The organism is Saccharopolyspora kobensis, assembly GCF_900108315.1.
Taxonomy (GTDB): Bacteria; Actinomycetota; Actinomycetes; order Mycobacteriales; family Pseudonocardiaceae; genus Saccharopolyspora; species Saccharopolyspora kobensis.
The window spans coordinates 60,465-80,087 of sequence record NZ_FNVB01000016.1 but is presented as its reverse complement, the minus strand read 5'-3'; the positions used below and the strand labels follow the sequence as shown (position 1 = coordinate 80,087).

16 protein-coding genes are annotated in these 19,623 nt (G+C 71.6%); 8 read left to right on the top strand and 8 right to left on the bottom strand.

What is annotated here, in order from left to right:
• The first annotated feature begins 133 nt into the window (after window positions 1–133).
• The 4 genes from C4T78_RS34395 to bla all read left to right on the top strand — a co-directional run bounded on the left by C4T78_RS34395 (window position 134) and on the right by bla (window position 4,216).
• Window positions 134–1,336, top strand: a complete 1,203-nt coding sequence (locus tag C4T78_RS34395; RefSeq protein WP_235863904.1) for a heparan-alpha-glucosaminide N-acetyltransferase domain-containing protein — start codon at window positions 134–136, stop codon at window positions 1,334–1,336.
• A 71-nt stretch (window positions 1,337–1,407) separates the two neighbouring features.
• Complete coding sequence (locus C4T78_RS34390; protein ID WP_093358705.1) at window positions 1,408–2,265, top strand: LysR family transcriptional regulator; 858 nt, start codon at window positions 1,408–1,410, stop codon at window positions 2,263–2,265.
• Window positions 2,262–3,152, top strand: coding sequence for a serine hydrolase (locus C4T78_RS34385; protein ID WP_093358707.1), 891 nt, complete (start codon window positions 2,262–2,264; stop codon window positions 3,150–3,152). Before C4T78_RS34390 ends, C4T78_RS34385 begins: the two co-directional genes overlap by 4 nt.
• A 164-nt stretch (window positions 3,153–3,316) precedes the next feature.
• Window positions 3,317–4,216, top strand: a complete 900-nt coding sequence (bla, locus tag C4T78_RS34380) for a class A beta-lactamase (RefSeq protein ID WP_093358709.1) — start codon at window positions 3,317–3,319, stop codon at window positions 4,214–4,216.
• Between the two features lie 180 nt (window positions 4,217–4,396).
• Here bla and C4T78_RS34375 read toward each other — a convergent pair whose 3' ends face one another.
• Window positions 4,397–5,062, bottom strand: coding sequence for an esterase/lipase family protein (locus C4T78_RS34375; RefSeq protein ID WP_093358711.1), 666 nt, complete (start codon window positions 5,060–5,062; stop codon window positions 4,397–4,399).
• A 157-nt stretch (window positions 5,063–5,219) separates the two neighbouring features.
• Between C4T78_RS34375 and C4T78_RS34370 the strand changes: the two genes are divergently transcribed.
• Together C4T78_RS34370 and C4T78_RS34365 are read left to right on the top strand one after the other, a co-directional pair.
• Complete coding sequence (locus C4T78_RS34370) at window positions 5,220–7,853, top strand: helix-turn-helix domain-containing protein (RefSeq protein ID WP_103908192.1); 2,634 nt, start codon at window positions 5,220–5,222, stop codon at window positions 7,851–7,853.
• Window positions 7,854–7,972: 119 nt separating this feature from the next.
• Window positions 7,973–8,410: a DUF2871 domain-containing protein gene (locus C4T78_RS34365; RefSeq protein WP_235863905.1), complete on the top strand. Its 438-nt coding sequence runs from the start codon at window positions 7,973–7,975 to the stop codon at window positions 8,408–8,410.
• Here the strand turns inward: C4T78_RS34365 and ligD are convergent.
• A complete protein-coding gene (gene ligD / locus C4T78_RS34360) occupies window positions 8,407–9,405 on the bottom strand; it encodes a non-homologous end-joining DNA ligase (RefSeq protein ID WP_093358717.1) in 999 nt (332 codons plus the stop codon). The genes C4T78_RS34365 and ligD overlap by 4 nt on opposite strands.
• Window positions 9,406–9,501: 96 nt before the next feature.
• Here ligD and C4T78_RS34355 point away from each other — a divergent pair, with 96 nt between their 5' ends.
• Window positions 9,502–11,310, top strand: coding sequence for an alkyl/aryl-sulfatase (locus tag C4T78_RS34355; RefSeq protein ID WP_177247841.1), 1,809 nt, complete (start codon window positions 9,502–9,504; stop codon window positions 11,308–11,310).
• Window positions 11,311–11,319: 9 nt separating this feature from the next.
• Here C4T78_RS34355 and C4T78_RS34350 read toward each other — a convergent pair whose 3' ends face one another.
• The 6 genes from C4T78_RS34350 to C4T78_RS34325 form a co-directional block, all read right to left on the bottom strand.
• On the bottom strand, window positions 11,320–12,387 hold the full coding sequence (locus C4T78_RS34350; protein WP_093358718.1) for an AI-2E family transporter: 1,068 nt from the start codon (window positions 12,385–12,387) through the stop codon (window positions 11,320–11,322).
• Between the two features lie 67 nt (window positions 12,388–12,454).
• Window positions 12,455–12,832 carry a DUF4440 domain-containing protein gene (locus C4T78_RS34345; protein ID WP_235863906.1) on the bottom strand — a complete coding sequence of 126 codons (378 nt, stop codon included), beginning with the start codon at window positions 12,830–12,832 and terminating at the stop codon, window positions 12,455–12,457.
• Window positions 12,829–13,506 carry an MBL fold metallo-hydrolase gene (locus C4T78_RS34340; RefSeq protein ID WP_093358722.1) on the bottom strand — a complete coding sequence of 226 codons (678 nt, stop codon included), beginning with the start codon at window positions 13,504–13,506 and terminating at the stop codon, window positions 12,829–12,831. The genes C4T78_RS34345 and C4T78_RS34340 overlap by 4 nt, the downstream gene beginning before the upstream one ends.
• 61 nt (window positions 13,507–13,567) lie before the next feature.
• On the bottom strand, window positions 13,568–14,068 hold the full coding sequence (locus C4T78_RS34335; protein ID WP_093358725.1) for a DUF7144 family membrane protein: 501 nt from the start codon (window positions 14,066–14,068) through the stop codon (window positions 13,568–13,570).
• A gap of 125 nt (window positions 14,069–14,193) precedes the next feature.
• Window positions 14,194–15,399, bottom strand: a complete 1,206-nt coding sequence (locus C4T78_RS34330; RefSeq protein WP_093358727.1) for a cation:proton antiporter — start codon at window positions 15,397–15,399, stop codon at window positions 14,194–14,196.
• A gap of 186 nt (window positions 15,400–15,585) precedes the next feature.
• Window positions 15,586–16,335, bottom strand: a complete 750-nt coding sequence (locus tag C4T78_RS34325) for a maleylpyruvate isomerase family mycothiol-dependent enzyme (RefSeq protein ID WP_093358729.1) — start codon at window positions 16,333–16,335, stop codon at window positions 15,586–15,588.
• A 322-nt stretch (window positions 16,336–16,657) separates the two neighbouring features.
• Here C4T78_RS34325 and uvrA point away from each other — a divergent pair, with 322 nt between their 5' ends.
• Window positions 16,658–19,519, top strand: coding sequence for an excinuclease ABC subunit UvrA (gene uvrA / locus C4T78_RS34320; protein WP_093358732.1), 2,862 nt, complete (start codon window positions 16,658–16,660; stop codon window positions 19,517–19,519).
• The last annotated feature ends 104 nt before the right edge of the window (window positions 19,520–19,623 follow it).

Below are 19,623 nucleotides of genomic sequence, written 5' to 3'. Positions count from 1 at the left end.
ATGACGCGATCGCGCCGCACGCGATCTTCGTGCGCCTGGCGGATGATCGGCGAATGCGCCTGGAGTGCGACGCCCGCGCAGCGCACGTGGGCATAGCGTTCGCCGCATGGTTTTCACGAACGAAAGTCCGCCGGTGGCAAGGACTCCGGCGCCCGTCCGCGCCCGCCTCGTCGGCGTCGACATCGCCAGGGGGCTGGCGGTGCTCGGGATGTTCGTCGCGCACGCCGGCCCGGCCATGCTCGACCCGACCGCCGGTGGTGCGGCGGAATTCCTGGCGGACCTCGGCAACGGGCACGCCTCGGTGCTGTTCGCCGTGCTGGCCGGGGTGTCGCTGGCGCTGCTGACCGGTGGCAGCCGGGTGCACGAGGGCTCGGTGCTGCGCCGGGACCGGGTGCGCATCGCGGTGCGCGCGGTGATCCTCTTCGTGCTCGGCATGGTGCTGACCCAGCTGGGCGCGCAGATGATGGTGATCCTCTCGTTCTACGCGCTCTACTTCCTGCTGGCGCTGCCGTTCCTGCGCGTGCGGCCCGCGGTGCTGGCCGTGCTCGCCGCCGTGTGGGCGATCGCCGGGCCGATCGCGTCCTTCTTCATCCGCAGCGCCAGGACCGGTGTGGAGACCGCGGGCGGTGCGCTGTCGTTCACCGACCTGACGTCGTGGGACACGGCCGTCGCGGGCTTCATGCGGCTGCTGCTCGACGGCGCCTACCCGGTGCTGACCTGGATGCCGTTCGTGTTCGCCGGGCTGGCCGTCGGGCGGCTGGACCTGCGGTCGACCGCGGTGCGGCTGCGGCTGCTGACCAGCGGTGTCGTGCTGGCCGTGATCGGCGCCGGCGGATCCTGGCTGGCGCTCAACGTCTTCGGCGGCCTCCGGGCCCTGGAGCCGGTCCTGGCCAACCTGGCGCCGCTGGCCGCCGAGATCGGCAAGGAACCGGTCGAACTGCTCCAGATGACGGGCTTCGGCACCGTGCCGACCACCAACCCGGCGTTCCTGCTGCTCAACGCACCGCACACCGGGACGCCGTTCGAGATCGTCGCCTCGACCGGTGCCGCTCTCGCGGTCCTGGCGCTCTGCCTGTTCGCGGGTGACCGCCTGCGCACGCTGCTGGCCCCGCTGTCGGCGGTCGGAGCGCTCGCCCTGACCGTGTACACGGCGCAGGGCCTGCTGCTGGAGCCGGTGCTGATCGGGCTGAGCTGGCAGCCGTGGCTGCCGCTGCTCGCCCTCACGCTGGGTTCGCTGGTGTTCTGCGCGCTGTGGCGGCCGCTGCTGGGCCGCGGGCCGCTGGAGCGGGTCCTGCACTGGACCTCCACCAGGACCGCCGACCTCGTCGTGCGGTGAATCCCGGTGGGCGCCGGCTTCCGCGCGAAGCCGGCGCCCAGCCGCCGGTCCGGCAGTGATTGGATCGCTCCGTGGATCTGCTTCGCCATCTCCGGTTCTTCGTGGCGGTCGCCGAGGAAGGGCACTTCGGGCACGCCGCCGACCGCCTCGGCATGACCCAGCCGCCGGTCTCCCAGGGCGTGCAGCGGCTGGAGGCCAGGCTCGGCGTCACCCTGCTCACCAGGGGCTCGCGCGGTGTGCAGCTGACCACGGCCGGGGCCGAGCTGCTGCCCCGGGCGCGGGCGCTGCTCGACGGCGCGGAGCAGTTCGAGGAGGAGGCCCGGCGGCAGCGGGAGAACCGCGGCGCGGTGCGCATCGGCGTCATCCCGGCGCTGACCGACCGGCACGTCGCCGCCTGCACGGCCGCGGTGCGCGCCGCGGCACCGGACCCGGCGGCCCGCACCGTGATCACCACGACCGCACCGACCACCGACCTCGTCGAAGCGGTCGCGGCCGGCCGCCTCGACTGCGCGGCGGTGCACCACCCCGCGCTGATCGGCGCGCTGACGCCCGGCCCGGTCCTGAAGATCCGGCGCTGGCTGCTGATCCCGTCCGACCGCAAGCCCTCGATCCGCGGCCTGCGCGGCCTGGCTTGCGCGACCGCCCCGCGCAACCACGGCACCGCCGCGTTCGACCTGCTCGTGGACACCCTGCGGGCCAAGGGGCTGGATCCGGACTTCCTGCCCGCACCCGGTGATCGCGAGGCCATCACCGCCGTCGCAGCCGGGCGGGCGTTCGCGCTGACCACCGACCCGGAGCTGGACGGCCCGGGCGTGGTCCGGGCGCCGGCCGGCGACGACCTGGCGCTGCGGGTCCGGCTGGTCTGGCAGGAATCCGCGGCCGAGGACGTGCGCACCGCGTTCGAGGCGTCCCTGCGAGGCGACCGGTGAGCCCGGTCGAGCGGCGCATCCGCGAGGTGCTCGCCGACGCCGGTGCCGAGGGCTGGGTGCACGCGACGCAGTTCGGCGGCGGGCGGGAGATCTGCCTCGGCGCCGACGAGCTGGTGGTCACGGCCTCGGTCTACAAGCTGCCGCTGCTGGTCGCGATGTGCCGGGCCTTCGACGCAGGACGCCTCGACCCGCGCGCGACGGTGCGCATCGACCCGACCTCCTGCACGCCGGGCCCGAGCGGCTTCTCGACCTTCCTCGACCCGGTGACGGTGTCCTGGCGCGATCTGGCCGCCTCGATGATCGCGGTGTCGGACAACTCGGCCGCGGACGTCATCCTCGGCGCCGTCGGCCTGGACGCGGTCGCCGACGTGCTCGCCGACCTGGGCCTCACCCGGACCCGCGTGGTCGGCGGCACCGCGGATCAGCACGCCTCGCTGGTGCGCGACCTGGGCACCACCACGGCGGCGGAAGCGTTCGCGCTGCTGGGTGACAACGACGCCGCGCGCACCGTCAGCGCTTACGACCCGGCCTACGCGAGCGCCACCACACCGCGCGAGATGACGCGGCTGCTGGAGCTGATCTGGACCGACGCCGTGGCCTCGCCGCAGCAGTGCGCGTTCATCCGGCGGCTGCTGGGCAACCAGATCTGGTTGCACCGGGTGCGCTCCGGCTTCCCGTTCCAGGGCGTGCGGGTGGCGGGCAAGACCGGCACCGTCGGTGCTGTGCGCAACGAGGTGTCGGTGGTGGAGTTCGAGGGCGAGGAACCGGTCGCGGTGGCGGTGTTCACGCTCGCCGCGCGAGCCGATTCCGCGCTGCCGCGGGTGGACACGGCGATCGGGGAGTGCGCCTGGGTCGCGGTCAACGACCTGCGCTCCGGGCGGCTGTGAGGGAAATTTTTTCCGCCGGAACCGGGCGGTCGCGACCGGGCGCGCGCTGCGGCCATATCGAACCGCTATCGCCGTGCCGTCGGCAGTGGATTGGCGCGATCGCGCGGGTGCTGCTTGATTGGTCCCGACCGGACTTCCGGTCTTCGGACTGAACGGAGAAGTACTTGCGGCACAACGAAATTCGACTCGGGCGACGCGCTGTTCTGGGGGCGCTGCTGGCCGTTCCGGCACTGGTGGCGTGCGGCACCGTCGAGGGAGCTCCGCCGCCCGCTCCCGCCCCGCCCGGCCCCGATCTGGCCGAGCTGGAGCGCCGCTACGACGCCCGCCTGGGCCTGTACGCGGTCAACGTCCGCACCGGCCGGACGCTGGTGAACCGCCCCGACGAGCGGTTCGCGCTGTGCTCCACCTTCAAGACCTACGCCGTCGCGGCTCTGCTGCGCGATCACGGCCTGAGCAGCGGCTACTTCGACAAGGTCATCCGCTACACCGAGGAAGAGCTGGTGAGCAACTCGCCGGAGACCGAGAAGCACGTGGACACCGGCATGACGGTCCGCGCGCTGTGCGAGGCGACCATGACGGTCAGCGACAACACCGCGGCCAACCTGCTGCTGCGCGAACGCGGCGGCCCGCAGTCGATCGCGCCGTTCGCCCGCTCGATCGGCGATCCGACCACCCGGCTGGACCGGTGGGAGGCCGAACTGGGCACGGCGATTCCCGGCGACGAGCGCGACACCTCGACCCCGGCCGGGCTCGCCGCGGGCTACCGGTCGCTGGTGCTCGGCGACGCGCTCGCGGCACCGGAGCGCGACCAGCTGACCAAGTGGCTGCTCGCCAACACCACCGGCGACGAGTGCATTCGCGCCGGGGTGCCGCCGACCTGGCGCACCGGGGAGAAGACCGGCGCGGGCGACTACGGCACGCGCAACGACGTCGGCGTCACCTGGACCGAGGACGGCACCCCGATCGTCATCGCGATCCTGACCACCAGGCCGAGACCGGACGACGAGTACCGCAACGAGCTGCTCGCCGACACCGCTCGCGCGGTCGCGGCGCACTTGCGCTGACGACCCGGGAAGCCGGTGACGTCCGGCCGACCACTCGCTGCCGCGAGCACCCGCTGCGGGAACCGCGGTCGCACGTCGGGTCGTGCCCGACGAGCGACCGCGGTCTCACGCCGCGAGCTCTGGAGCCCGCACCGCCGTCCGAGCAGCGGAACCGGGCCCCGCTGCACTGGCGACCTGGACTCAGGACTCGAAGAAGTCGACCACCTCGCCGAACACGCCGGTGTCGGTGAGGAAACCGAGATGCGTCTGGCAGGCGACCAAGTTGTTGTCGGCACCGTCCACGACCGTGCTCCGATAGGGGAGGATCACGCCGTCGCACGGCGAGTACCAGGTCGCATAAGCGGTGTCCCCGGGCGTTTCGTCACCGGAGTTGAGCTGCTGCTCGAAAGCGGAACCGGGCACCATCTCCCGGCACGATGCGTTGACCAGGCACGCGTTCGCGGCCGTGGTGCCGTGGTTGGCGCCCGCCAGCGACGCCCAGTGCGCCACTTCGGCGTGACCACCGAGCTCCTTCAGGTACCAGCGGCTGACGAGCCCGCCCATCGAGTGGTTGACGATGTCGACCTGCTCCGCCCCGGTCTCGGCCAGCACCCGGTCGACGAACGCGGCCAGCTCGGCGGCGCTGCGCTCGTTGGACTGGGACCAGTCGTACTCGAACGCGTGCAGGTCCGACCGCTCGTAACCGTTGGTGCGGAAGTACGCCTCGGCAGCCGTCCAGTTGGACGCGCTGCCGGTGTAACCGTGGACGAAGACGACGGGGTGCGAACCCGCCGCGCTGGCAGGGGAAGCCGGCGCAAAGGCGGCGAACGCCGTGCACGCCAGGAGAACACCGATCAGCCGACGCATGCGGCCCTCCTCGTTGAGTGAGAACGGATGGCGGAGAGCTTCGCGCCCCCGGCGCGTTCCTGGCATCGGCGAAATCACCAGTCCGCGCGCACCGGATGACCGTGGTTACGACGTTGGGCGTGTTTCCCGGCGGCGATCCCACCCGCACACTGACCGCATGTCGGACAGCGCAGTCGACCCCGTGCTGCGGGGCAGGGAACGGGAATCGGCCGTCCTGCGCGGCTTGTTGGCGCAACGCGGTGGTGCGCTCGTGATCACCGGCGCCGCAGGTGCAGGCAAGTCCGCGTTGCTGGACCACGTCCGCCGCATCGCCACCGGGTTCCGGACGGCGCACGTCGGCGGTGTTCGGCCTGAACGCGAGATCCCGTTGGCAGCCCTGGATCGCTTGCTGCGCAGCGCGGGCCACCGGCTCGCCGCGGACGAGCGGGCTGAGGAAGCGCTGTTCGCCCGCACGCAGGGCGGGCCGTTGCTCTGCTGCGTGGACGACGTGTCCGAATTGGACTCCGACTCGTTGCGGGTGCTGGCCTTCGCCGGGCGGCGGGCTGACTCGGAAGAGGTCCTGCTGGTGTTCGCCGCCGATCCGGTGACCGCCGACGGGCAGTTGATCGGCATACCCCAGCTGCGGATCGCCGAACTCGACGCCGAAACGGGCCGCCAACTGCTCGCCGACCGGTTCGGTCCCGCGCTGGCCCCGGTGGTGGTGGACGAGATCTTGCGGCGCGCGGGCGGGAACCCGCGCGCCCTCGTCGAGGCCGCGACCGCGCTTTCCGCCGAGCAGCGCGCAGGACTGGAACCCGTTCCGCAGCTGCTGCCGCACAACAGCCGTTTGCGCGCGAGATTGCGCTGCGCCGCGCACGACCTGCCGGAGCCCGCCAGCACCGTGATCGCGCGAGCCGCAGCAGCCGAGCACGACCTGGCGGCGGCCGGGTTCCCCGCGGACGGGCTGGCCGAGGCGGAACGCTCCGGCCTGGTCGTGGTGGTGGGCGACCGCGTGCGGATGCCCAACGAGTTCGCGAAGTCCTGCCTGCGCGCGGACCTCTCGCCGGAACTGCTGCGCGAAGCGCACCGCCATCTCGCCCGGACGACCACCGACCCGGTGCAGATCGCCTGGCACGAGCACGAGGCGGGCGATCGCGACATCGGCGACCTGCCCGCGCACCTCGCTCGAGCGGCGCGATCGGCACGTCGCGCCGGCCACCACGCCGCCGCGGCGGACGTCGCGGCGAAAGCAGCCGAGCTGGCGGCGGATCCGCAACAGCGGGCCCAGCACCTGTTGGCGGCGGGCCGGGACGCGCAGCTGTCCGGCCAGCCTCGGCGCGCGCTGGCCCTGATCGACCGGGCACGCTCGCTGCCGGCCTCGGCCCAGTGGCGCGGGGTGGCCGATTTCGTGTTCGGCGAGGTGGCGCTGCGCGACGGCATGCCCGACGCGGCGCACCACGACCTGCTCCGCGCCGCGGACCGGCTGATCAGCACCGATCGGCCCCTGGCGGTGACCGCGCTGGCACTGGCTGCGGAGGCGAACTGCGTTTCCGGTGACCACGAGCGCCTCTTCGCCGTCGCAGCGCGGGCCGAGCAGCTGCGGAGCCCGGACGACGGCCCGGCTGAAGCACTGATCTTCGAGCACGTGCGCGGAATGGCCGCGACGTTCCGGGGCCGGCACGCGGTGGCAGTCCCGGCGCTGCGACGGGTGCTGGCGCTGGTCGACCAGCAGGAGGCCGTGATCAGCCGAATCCTGGCCAGCCAAGCCGCTTTCGCCCTCGGCGACCCGGTGCGCGCGCACGACTCGGCGCACCGCGCCGTGGCTGCCGCCAAGGATTGCGGTGAGACGGCCCATCTGCCGTGGGCGCTGGTGTACCTGGTGCTCTCCGCGCTGCTGCTCGACCGGTACGACGACGCCGAGAACGGCGCGCTCGAAGGGCTGCGGGTGGCCCGCGCCACCGATCAGCGCAACATCGCCATCGACCACCTCTCCTTGTTGGCGCTGGCAGCAGCGCTGCGCGGCGACCACGAGACGGCGTGCGGCCGCCTGGACGCAGCGTTCGGCGACGGCGTCGCCAGCCGTGGGCTGGGGCGGCCGGGGGCGTTCGGCATGTGGGCTCTGGGGTGCGCGGAACTGGCTTCGGGCCGGTCGGCCGACGCGGTGCGCAGGCTGTGCTCGGCCGCACCGGGCTCGGGCCGGATCAACCCGGTCGTGCGCGTCCTGGCCGCGCCGCACCTGGTGGAATCCGCAGTCGACTGCGGGGAGGGAGCCCGGGTGCGCCGCACCTTGGAGGCCTTCGACGACTGGGCCGGCACGACCGGCAGCCGGACCAGGCTGGCGCTGTCACACCGCTGCCACGCGCTGATCGCGGAAACCGGGGCGGACGCGGACGAACGCTTCCGCACCGCGATCGAGCTGCACCGCAGCAGTGGTGCAGCGGTGGAACTAGCCCGGACTGAGCTGCTCTACGCCAAGCGGCTGCGCCGCAGGCGCAAACCCCGGCAGGCCCGCGAACTGCTCAGCGAGGCATATGCGATCTTCGAGCAGTTCGGCGCGAACAGCTGGGCGGAGCAGGCCGGTGCGGAGCTGCGCGCGGCCGGGGTCAGCACGCCCCGGCGCCCACCCGCCCCCGGCGAGGGCCTGACGCCGCAGCAGGCGGAGATCTGCCGGCTGGTCGCGGAAGGCGCGACGAACCGGGAGATCGCGGAACGCCTCTACATCAGCCACCGCACCGTCGATCACCACCTGCGCAACATCTTCACCAAGCTCGGTGTCCGCTCCCGGGTCCAGCTGGCCAAGCTCGTGAGCTGACGCGCATCGCTCGAACGGTTGATTTCGCGGTGCCGCTTCCGGTTCCCCGCAACCGATCCCCGGATCGATGCGCGCGAGCGCCGTCGGCGACGACAGTGGGGTGCGCAGACGGTGACCGCGTGGAAGGAAGCGCATCGGCGATGAAGAAGGTCTACTGGGCGGCGTTGAGCTACATGGTCCTCGGGCTGGCGGCCGGGTTGTACTACCGCGAGCTGACCAAGGCCCAGGAGTTCACCGGCGACACCCAGCTGGCGGTGGCGCACACCCACCTGCTCGCGCTGGGCATGCTGTTCTTCCTGGTGGTGCTGGCGCTGGACAAGGCCTTCGGGCTCGCGGGCGACCGGTTGTTCACGCTGTTCTTCTGGTTCTACAACAGCGGGCTGGCGCTGACCGCGGCGATGATGCTGGTGCACGGCACCATGACGGTGTTCGGCGCGGAGAGCTCGGCGGCGATCTCGGGCATCGCCGGACTCGGCCACATCCTGATCACCGTCGGCCTCGTCCACCTCTTCCTCGCACTGCGCAAGGCCCTGCCCGCCGGGAAGGAAGCCCGCTAGTCCCGCTTGGCGCGGCTGGGTGCGACGCGCGGTGGCTCGTTCGGCTGCTTCGGGTAGACCGGCGGCCACGGCGCGTCCTGCAGACCGGCGGCCATGTCCCGGGCCGACTGCTCCAGCAGCGGTTCGATCGACTGCGGCCGCCGGCCGGCCCACGGGTCGCCGAGCTCGGCCAGCCGGCCCGGGACCGTGGCGATGGTCAGCGAATCCGGTTCGACGGTGCCGAGCTCGTCCCAGGAGATCGGCGTGGACACCTGCGCGCCCACTCGCGGGCGCACGCACCAGGCGCCGAAGACGGTCTTGTGCGGGGCGTTCTGGTTGTAGTCGACGAACACCCGGGAACCCCGCTCCTCCTTCCACCACTTGGCGGTGATCAGGTCGGGGTGGCGGCGTTCCAGCTCGCGGGCCAGCGCCACGGCGGCCGCCCGCACCTCGTAGCCGTCCCACCGCGCCTCCAGCGCGGAGTAGATGTGCAGGCCGCGCGAACCGGAGGTCTTCACCTGCGCCTCGATGCCGAGTTCGGCCAGCAGCTGCCGGGTCAGCTGCGCGGCCTCGACCACCTGCGCGAACGTGACGCCCGGCGAGGGATCGAGATCGATGCGCAGCTCGTCGGTGACCGCGGGTTCGCCCGCGTGGTAGGGCCAGACGTGGAAGCCCAGGCAGCCGAGGTTCACCGCCCAGGCGATGTGCGCCAGATCGGCGGCCACCAGCGCATCGCTGGTGGTCCCGTTGGGCGTGGACACCACGGTGGTCTGCAGCCACTCGGGAGCCGACTTGGGCACCCGCTTCTGGAAGAACGACTTGCCGCCCGCCCCGTCCGGATACCGCTCCAGCAGCAGCGGGCGACCCTGCAACGTGCTCAGCAGCGGCTCGGCAACGGCCTGGTAGTACCGGATCAGATCGAGCTTGGTCTCGCCGCGCTCGCTGAAGAACACCTTGTCCGGGTGCGAGACCGACACCTCGGTCTCCCCGAACTCCAGCACCACCGATTCAGCCACCCGGACAGCCTATGACCCGCCACCCCCGACCGCAGCCGCTTCCGCACTGCGAGCCAGTGGCCCGGCCGTTGTACTAGGCCGGATGTTCGCGGATTGATGGGGGAACCGGTGACCGAGCTGCCCTTCGCCGATCGCAGTGACTTCGAGGACGCCGATCGCGGTTTCATCGCCGCGCTCGAACCCGGCGTCGTCGCCGACGAGAGCGGGCGCGTGGTGTGGGACGACGACGCCTACGCCTTCCTGCGCGGCGACTGCCCGCCGACGGTGCACCCGAGCCTGTGGCGGCAGTCCCAGCTGTGCGCCGAGCAGGGCCTCTACGAGGTGGTGCCGGGCATCTACCAGGTCCGCGGCCTGGACCTGTCCAACATGACCCTGGTGGAGGGCGAGCGGGGCGTCATCGTGATCGACCCGCTGATCTCGGTGGAGACGGCCGCCGCGGGACTGGCGCTGTACCGGGCGCACCGCGGCGACCGGCCGGTCACGGCGGTGATCTACACGCACTCCCACGTCGACCACTTCGGCGGTGTCGAGGGCGTGGTGTCCGGCGAGGTCCCGATCCTGGCGCCGGTGGGCTTCATGGAGCACGCGGTGGCGGAGAACGTCTACGCCGGAACCGCCATGACCCGCCGCGGCAACTACATGTACGGCGCGCTGCTGGAGAAGGGCCCGCGCGGCCAGATCGGCACGGGACTGGGCCAGGGCATCTCGGTGGGCAGGGTCTCGCTGCTCCCGCCCACGCTCGACATCACGCGCACCGGGCAGCGCGAGGTCGTCGACGGCGTGCCGATCCGGTTCCAGCTCACCCCGGGCACCGAAGCGCCCGCGGAGATGAACTTCCACTTCCCCGACCACCGCGCGCTGTGCATGGCCGAGAACGCCACGCACACCATGCACAACGTCCTCACGCTGCGCGGAGCCGAGGTCCGCGACGCCCGGAACTGGGCGCGCTACCTCACCGAGGCCATCGCCGAGTTCGGCGACGACACCGACGTCGCCTTCGCCTCCCACCACTGGCCGACGTGGGGTCGCGACCGCGTCGTGAAGCACCTGACCGAACAACGCGACCTCTACGCCTACCTGCACGACCAGACGCTGCGCCGGATCAACCTCGGCTGGACCGGCACCGAGATCGCCGAGCGGTTCGAGCTGCCCCCGGCGCTGGAAGCGGCCTGGCACGCCCGCGGCTACTACGGATCGGTGAGCCACAACGTCAAAGCGATCTACCAGCGCTACATGGGCTGGTACGACGGCAACCCGTCCTCGCTGTGGGAGCACCCGCCGGAGGAGGCGGCGAAGCGCTACGTCGACTGCATCGGAGGCGTGGACCGCGTGGTGGCGAAGGCCGCGGAGTACGCGGCGGCCGGCGACCTGCGCTTCGCCGCCCAGCTGCTCAAGCACGCGGTGTTCGCCGAACCCGACCACACCGCGGCCGGCGACCTGCTCGCCGACGTCTACCAGCGGCTCGGCTTCGGCGCCGAGAACGCCACCTGGCGGAACTCCTACCTGACCGGTGCGCAGGAGCTCCGCCGGGGGATCACCCCGATGGAGATCAGCATCTCGGGAGCGATCCTGGCGGCCCTGACGGTCGAACAGCTCCTTGACTCGGTGGCGATCCGCGTCGACGGACCCCGCGCGGCGGCCGCGAACCTGGCGATCGACTGGCACGTGACCGACACCGACGACCACGTCCGCACGACGCTCTCCAACGGCGCCCTCGTCCAGGAGCCGATCCGCGACTCGCGACCACCGGACCTGACCCTCACCCTGACCAAGCAGCAGCTCCTCGCCCTGCTCGCCGGAGACGACCCGGAAGGCATCGACCACCGGGGAGACCGCGCGGCCCTGACCACCCTCCAGGACCTCCTCGACGACCCGGACCCGAACTTCCCGATCGTCCGGCCGTGATCAGGAGTCTCATGTGGACGGGCGGGCCTGGGCGCGTTCGGTTCGGGCTTGGTGGTAGAGGACTTTCAGGGCGGCGGTGATCGGGAGGGCGATCAGCGCGCCCAGGACTCCGGCCAGCGAGCCGCCGAGGAGGATCGCCACGAAGGCCGCCAGCGGGCTCAGCTCGACGGTGCGGGCGAAGACCCTCGGCGCGATCAGGTAGTTCTCGAACGCCTGGTAGCAGATGAAGAAGAGCAGTGTGATCACCGCCAGGGACAGGCTCTGCGACAGCGCCACCAGGATCCCGGCCACCGACGCCAGCGTCGCGCCGATCTGCGGGACGGCGTCGAGCGCGGCGACCACGAGCGCCAGGAGCGCGGGGTAGGGGATGCCCGCGATCAGGAAGAACACGAACGACACCGCGCCCGCGCACAGCGACACCAGCGCCTGGCCGGTGACGTAGCCGCCGACCCGGCTCATGGCGGCGAGGACGGCTTCCGGTCGGCCGGGGTGGTGCGAGGCCGCGCGCGTCATCGCGGCCTGGAGCCGGGGCATCGCGAGCGAGAAGTAGACCAGCAGGGCACCGGCCGTGCAGGCCGCGAAGATGCCTCCGAGCAAGCTGCCGATGACGGCGAAGCCGGCGCCCAGCGCGCTCGCCAGGAACGCGGCGCCCTTCTCGACGGCTGCGCGCACCTCGTCGTGGACGGCGGGATCGTCGAGCGTGGCGCGCAGCCGGTGGTCGCCCAGGTGCACGCCCAGCCGGGACAGCACGTCGGGGAGCTGCGCCGCGAAGTGGCCGAGCTGGCCGATCGCGGGCACCACCGCGAACAGCACCACCGCCCCGACCAGCAGCACGACGGCGAGGATGACCGCGGTTATCGCCATGCCGCGCCGCCAGCGGTGCCGCTGCAACCACGCCACCACCGGTTCCACGCCGAGCGCCAGGAAGAACCCGACGAAGATCAGCACGAGCATGCTGCGAGCCGTGTAGGCCAGCACAGCCAGCGCCGCTACCGCGAGGTAGACACAGGCGATCTGGGCGTGCCGCAGCAGGGACGGGCTCGCGGGCGGCTGCCCGCTGGGACCTGGACCGGCCATGGCGCACGAGCCTCCTGCCGACGACGTCCCAACAGGATCCGGCAGCGCCCGGGAGCCCGCTCGTGGATCAGATCGCGGTCTCGTGCACGTGCTGCCAGCGCAGCCCGTCGGGCGTGCGGCGCAGTACCGCGGTGGTGCGGCGGGCCGTGCTGGTGCCGTCGTGGCGGTGGACTTCGCGGAAGCGGACGACGGTGAACTCGGGGCTCTCCGCGATGATCGCGATCTCGTCCACCTCGATCACCAGGCCCGGCGCGGAGTTGCGCGCGCCCGCGAGCGCGGTGAAGAGCTCCTCGGCGGTCAGCACCGCGCCCTCGGTGGTGATCAGCGCGAAGTCCGCGGCGTGCGAGTCGCGGAACTCGGTGAGGACCGCGGGGTCGCAGTCCGCACCGAGCCAGCGCGCCAGCACCCGGTGCAGGCGCTGGACTTCTGCGGGGACGTCGCTCACCAGCCGCGCTCGCGCCACTCGGCGAGGTGGGGGCGCTGCTCGCCGAGCGTCGAGTCGTCGCCGTGGCCCGGGTAGAACCAGGTGTCGTCGGGGAGCTCGGCGAACAGGCGGTTCTCCACGTCGTCGATCAGCGACCGGAAGTTCTCCGGCGAGGTCGTCTTGCCCACCCCGCCCGGGAACAGCGAGTCACCGGTGAACAGGTGCGGGTGGCCCGCCGGGTCGCGGTAGAGCAGCGCGATCGAGCCCGGCGTGTGGCCGCGCAGGTGGATCACCGACAGCTCCGAGTCGCCCACCGCGATGGTGTCGCCGTGCTCGACCAGGCGGTCCGGCGGCACCGGCAGCGGCTCGGCGTCGGCCGGGTGCGCCAGCGTGAAGCACCCGGTCTGACCCGCCACCGAGCCCAGCGCCTGCCAGTGGTCGGCGTGCTGGTGGGTGGTGACGATGGTGCGCAGCCGGGGGCGCTGGTCGTCGTGGCCGAGCAGGTCGGCCAGCTTCTCGGACTCGTTGGCGGCGTCGATCAGCAGCGCGTCACCGGTGTTGCGGCACACCAGCAGGTACGCGTTGTTGTCCATCGGGCCGACCGAGATCTTCGTGATGGTCAGCGCGGCCAGCTCCCGGCGAGCCGGGTTGCCACCAAGCTCGACGTGTCCCGTGTACTCAGCTTCGATCTCCACGCCGCCGAGCTTAGAGACTGCGGCCCGGTCACCTCGCGCGGCGGTGCGCGTGTCGACCCGGTCAGGGCGCGGTGTTCTTCTCCGGGACCACCAGGCCGTAGATCACCAGCACGGACAGCGCGATCACCAGCAGCGACCACAGCGGGAACGCGGCCAGGAACGCCAGGTGCCCGATCGCGCACAGCGCGGCCAGCACGACACCGGTGGTGCGGGCCCACGTCTGCTCGTACATGCACCCCACGCCGGTGGCCACCTGCAGGACGCCCAGCACCAGCAGGATCGTGCCCCACGTCGCGAAGTTGAAGACCAGCAGCTGGCCCTCGCCGACGATGAAGTAATCGGTGCGGAACAGCGAGGTGAGCCCCTCGATGATGTTGAAGATGCCGACCAGCAGGATCAGCGAACCGGCGAAGGTCAGCCAGCCGGACATCGCGGCCGTCTCGGGTGCGGACGTCATCGCCCACTGCTTCTGCTGCTGCTCCGGAGCCTGCTTCTGCTCCTCGGCGTGCCTCGCCTCGGCCCCCTGCTGTCCGGAGCCGGGTCCGGTCTGCGGACTGGACATCGTGAGCGCCCCCCTCTGCGAACTCGACGACTTCCGCTGCCAATGTCGCGCGATCGGGCGAACGGCGCAGCTCGGACGTGCTGCCGCCCGGCTTGCTCCTGCATGGCGGAAGCGGCGTTCCGCGCTCAGCGGAGTCCGGGTTCCGCGGGGTGCGGGCCGGGCTGCTCGTCGCGGACCAGCCGCAGCGCGATCAGCGGGAAGATCAGCACGCTGAGCATGCCCGCACCGACCATGGCCGAAGCCGTGCTCGTCGGCAGCAGGCCCGCCTCGGTGCCGATGGTGGTGATCACCACGACCAGCGGCAGCGCCGCCGAGGCCAGCAGCGCCAGCGTCCAGCGCGGCCGCACCGGCAGATCGCGGTGGTGCAGCGCCAGCACCGGCAGTCCGCGGATCACCAGGAACAGCACCAGGAACACCGGCAGCAGGACGATCGCGCTCGGCGTGGCCAGCAGCGCGTCCAGGTCGTAGCGCATGCCGCTGACCACGAAGAAGAACGGGATGAGCAGCCCGAAGCCGATCGCCTCGATCTTGCTCTCCACCACCGCGCCCTCCTCGGGATCGCCGGCGTCGAGGAACAGGCGCACCACCAGCCCCGCCACGAACGCACCCAGCAAAAGGTCCAGGCCCAGGGTTCCGGCGAGCCACAGCATGAACACCACGACGACCATGCACAGCCGCACCGCGAACTGGGCGCTGGTGCCCAGCGTGGTGCGCACCAGCCTGCTGATCCGCCCCGGCCTGCGGTTGGCCGCCACCCGCAGCAGCCGCGCCGCCACCACGCCGAAGGCCAGCAGGAACAGCACGGTGCGCGCCGGGTCCTGGTCGTTGAACAGCAGCGCCACCGCGATGATCGGCCCGAACTCGCCCGCCGCGCCCACGGCGAGCACCCGGGCGCCCAGCGGAGTGGGCAGCAGCCCGGCGTCGCGGACCATCGGCAGCGTGGTCCCGAGCGCGGTGGTGGTCAGCGCCAGGCCGATGATCAGCGAGGCGAACGCCCAGCCGTGCACCAGCGCGCCGAAACCCAGGCCGAGCACCAGCGAGATGAGCCAGCCCGCCGAAGCCAGCCGGATCGGCTTGCCGCGCACCTCGTCGATCTTGAGCTCGTAGCCGGCCAGGAACATCAGCATCGCCAGGCCGAAGTCGGCGACGAAGCCCATCACGTCGTCCACGCCCGCCCAGCCGAGCACCTGCGGGCCGATGAGGATGCCCAGCAGGATCTCCAGCACGACCGAGGGGATCGCGATCCACCGCTTGACGTGGTCGGTGATCAGCGGCGCGATCGCGGTGGCGGCCACGATGACGGCGAAGCTCACCAGCGTGGTCTGCGGCATCGGTCCTCCACCGGGTCAACCACCGAGGTCGCCGGGGAACCTAAGCCGCCCTTCGCCCGACCGCTGATCAACGTCACCCGGACGGGTGGATCGGGCCCCTCTCGCCGCAGCCCGGCTGCGGACGACTCCCGCGATTTCAATGGAAATCGGACGTTCGATTTCCATTGAAATCGCGTGGGAACGAGGTCAGAGCCAGTCGGGGAGGTCGGGGGCCTTGCCCTGCAGGTCCGAGGCGTCGGTGCGGCCGAGGAGCCAGCCGAGCATCGGGCCGGGTTCGCCGCTGACGCGGCTCGGCGGGGCCGTGGTGCCGCGGAGCTCCCAGGTGCGGCGGTGGTCGCCGAAGTCGACCTCCACCGCCAGGGCCGGCACGTCCGGGCGGCCGCCGAACTGCTGCGCGACGTCCTCCAGCAGCTGCTCGGCTTCGCGCGCCGGGATGTCGGCGAAGTCCACGTCGTGGTCCAGGTCGACCAGGTGCACCCACACCTCCAGCAGGCGCAGCCGCAGCATGTGGTGGGCGGGCATCGGATCACCGACGGCGTCGGCGATCTCGGCGGTCCACGCGCTCTCCGGCAGCTCCCGGGCGGCGTGCGCGAAGCGGTCGCAGGACGCGGTCAGGTCCTCGTACAGGAGCCGGTAGCTGTGCTGGGCGCCTTCGGCGATGGCCTCGTCCCGGTCGTCGCCGCTGGCGTACATCGCGTGCTCGATCCCGGTGCGCGCCCAGATCAGCAGGTTGCCGAACCCGTCGGCGTTGCGGGCCAGGTGGGTGATCACGTGCGCGCGGCTCCAGCCGGGCAGCAGGCTGGGCTGTCGCACGGAAACCTCGTCCAAGCCGCCGACGGTGCTCAGCAGCCGCTCGGTGGCGCGCTCCACCGCGGCCAGCTGGTCGGTTACTTCGCGCGCGAGCTGCGCGCCGGTGCCGAGGACGGTGTCAGCCATGGGTCCACCTCTCGGAGGGGAGGGGTGCGCGGAGCGCGATGGGAAGTATCGAGCCTAATTGCGCAGGCCACAGGGGCAACAGTGCCCAATCCGGGCGAATTTGCGTATCGTCGGGAGTGTCGTCGGCCAACCGCTTCGGATGTCACACGATCGGGTGTAGATCCGGGTTGCGCCGGATGTGGGGCGCAGGCGATCCGGGACTGTCGGTGGCCCCGAATAGCATGGGCGACGCGACGTCGCGACCTGACGAAGACCGGGTTCTCGCGCCCGGTCCGCAGCGGCGCGCGTCGACCTCAACGCAAGTACTTTCGAAGGGATCACTGTGGCTGACCGCCTCGTCGTCCGCGGCGCCCGTGAGCACAACCTGCGCGGGATCGACCTCGATCTGCCCCGGGACAGCCTTATCGTGTTCACCGGGCTGTCCGGCTCCGGCAAGTCGAGCCTGGCCTTCGACACCATCTTCGCCGAGGGGCAGCGCCGCTACGTGGAGTCGCTGTCCGCCTACGCCCGGCAGTTCCTCGGCCAGATGGACAAGCCCGACGTGGACTTCATCGAAGGCCTGTCCCCGGCGGTGTCGATCGACCAGAAGTCCACCAGCCGCAACCCGCGGTCCACCGTGGGCACCATCACCGAGGTCTACGACTACCTGCGCCTGCTGTACGCGCGGGCCGGCAAACCGCACTGCCCGACCTGCGGGGAGGCGATCAGCAAGCAGACCCCGCAGCAGATCGTCGACCAGGTGCTGGAGATGCCCGACCGGGCCAAGTTCCAGGTGCTGGCGCCGGTGGTGCGCGGCCGCAAGGGCGAGTACGTCGACCTGTTCGAGCAGCTGCAGTCGCAGGGCTACGCCCGCGCCCGCATCGACGGCGTGGTGCACCCGCTGGACGCGCCGCCGAAGCTGAAGAAGCAGGAGAAGCACGACATCGCGGTGGTCGTGGACCGGCTCACCGTGAAGGCGGGCGCCAAGCAGCGGCTGACCGACTCGGTGGAGACCGCGCTGCGGCTGGCCGACGGGCTGGTGCTGATCGAGTTCATCGACCTCGACGAGGACGACCCGGGCCGGGAGCGCAAGTTCTCCGAGAACCTGGCCTGCCCGAACGGCCACCCGCTGGGCGTCGACGAGCTGGAGCCGCGCTCCTTCTCCTTCAACTCGCCCTACGGCGCGTGCCCGGAGTGCGCGGGGCTGGGCATCCGCAAGGAGGTCGACCCGGAGCTGGTGGTGCCCGACGAGGACCTGTCGCTGGCCGACGGTGCGATCGCCCCGTGGGCGGGCGGGCACACCGCCGAGTACTTCACCCGGCTGCTGACCTCGCTGTCGGAGTCCATCGGGTTCCGGATGGACACCCCGTGGCGGCAGCTGTCCACCAAGGTCAAGAAGGCCGTGCTGCACGGCAGCAACGACCAGGTGCACGTCCGCTACAAGAACCGCTACGGGCGCACCCGTTCCTACTACGCCAACTACGAGGGCGTCATCCCGTTCCTGGAGCGGCGGCTGGAGCAGACCGAGTCCGACTTCGCCCGCGAGAAGTACGAGGGCTACATGCGGGACGTGCCGTGCCCGGCCTGCGACGGCACCCGCCTCAAGCCCGAGATCCTGGCCGTGACCATGGCGGGCGCGGACGCGGGTGAGCTGTCCATCGCCGAGGTCAGCGCGCTGAGCGTGCAGGAGTGCTCGGACTTCCTCAACGGCCTGGTGCTCGGGCCGCGCGAGCAGATGATCGCCGGTGCGGTGCTCAAGGAGGTGCAGGCGCGGCTGGGCTTCCTGCTCGACGTGGGCCTGGACTACCTGTCGCTGGACCGCGCGGCCGGCACGCTCTCCGGCGGTGAGGCGCAGCGCATCCGGCTGGCGACCCAGATCGGTTCGGGCCTGGTGGGCGTGCTCTACGTGCTCGACGAGCCGTCGATCGGCCTGCACCAGCGCGACAACCACCGGCTGCTGGAGACGCTGAGCCGGCTGCGCGACCTGGGCAACACGCTGATCGTCGTGGAGCACGACGAGGACACCGTGCGCAGCGCGGACTGGGTGGTCGACATCGGCCCCGGCGCGGGCGAGCACGGTGGTCAGGTGGTGCACAGCGGCACCTACAAGAAGCTGCTGGAGAACAAGAACTCGCTGACCGGCGCCTACCTGGCCCGGCGCAAGCAGATCCCGGTGCCGGAGCTGCGCCGCGTCCCCGACCGCAAGCGCCAGCTGACCGTGGTCGGCGCGCGCGAGCACAACCTGCGCAAGATCGACGTGTCGTTCCCGCTGGGCTGCCTGACCGCGGTCACCGGCGTGTCCGGGTCGGGCAAGTCCACGCTGGTCAACGACATCCTCGCCTCGGTGCTGGCGAACAAGCTCAACGGCGCCCGCCAGGTGCCGGGGCGGCACACCCGGGTCAAGGGCCTGGAGCACGTGGACAAGCTGGTCCAGGTCGACCAGTCGCCGATCGGCCGCACCCCGCGGTCGAACCCGGCCACCTACACCGGTGTGTTCGACCACATCCGCAAGCTGTTCGCGGCGACCACCGAGGCGAAGGTGCGCGGCTACCAGCCGGGCCGCTTCTCCTTCAACATCAAGGGCGGCCGCTGCGAGTCCTGCGCGGGCGACGGCACCTTGAAGATCGAGATGAACTTCCTGCCCGACGTCTACGTCCCGTGCGAGGTGTGCAAGGGCGCCCGGTACAACCGGGAGACCCTGGAGGTGCACTACAAGGGCAAGACGATCGCCGAGGTCCTGGACATGCCGATCGAGGAGGCCGCGGCGTTCTTCGAGCCGATCACGGCCATCCACCGGCACCTCAAGACGCTGGTGGACGTCGGGCTGGGCTACGTGCGGCTGGGGCAGCCGGCGCCGACGCTGTCCGGTGGTGAGGCGCAGCGCGTGAAGCTGGCCAGCGAGCTGCAGAAGCGCTCCACCGGCAAGACGGTCTACATCCTCGACGAGCCGACCACCGGCCTGCACTTCGAGGACATCCGCAAGCTGATCGGCGTGGTCAACGGCCTGGTGGACAAGGGCAACACGGTGATCGTGATCGAGCACAACCTGGACGTGATCAAGACCGCGGACTGGGTGCTGGACATGGGGCCGGAAGGCGGCAGCGGCGGTGGCACGCTGGTGGCCGAGGGCACTCCGGAGGACCTGGCGGCCATCGACGAAAGTCACACCGGCCGATTCCTCGCGCCGGTGCTGGCAGAAGGCTGATCTGCGAAAACGGGGCCCTGCGCCGCTCGGCGCGGGCCCCGTTTTGTAACCTTTCCGCCACGGCACAGGGCGCTGCGCCCCACCATCGGACAGACTGTGCCGAC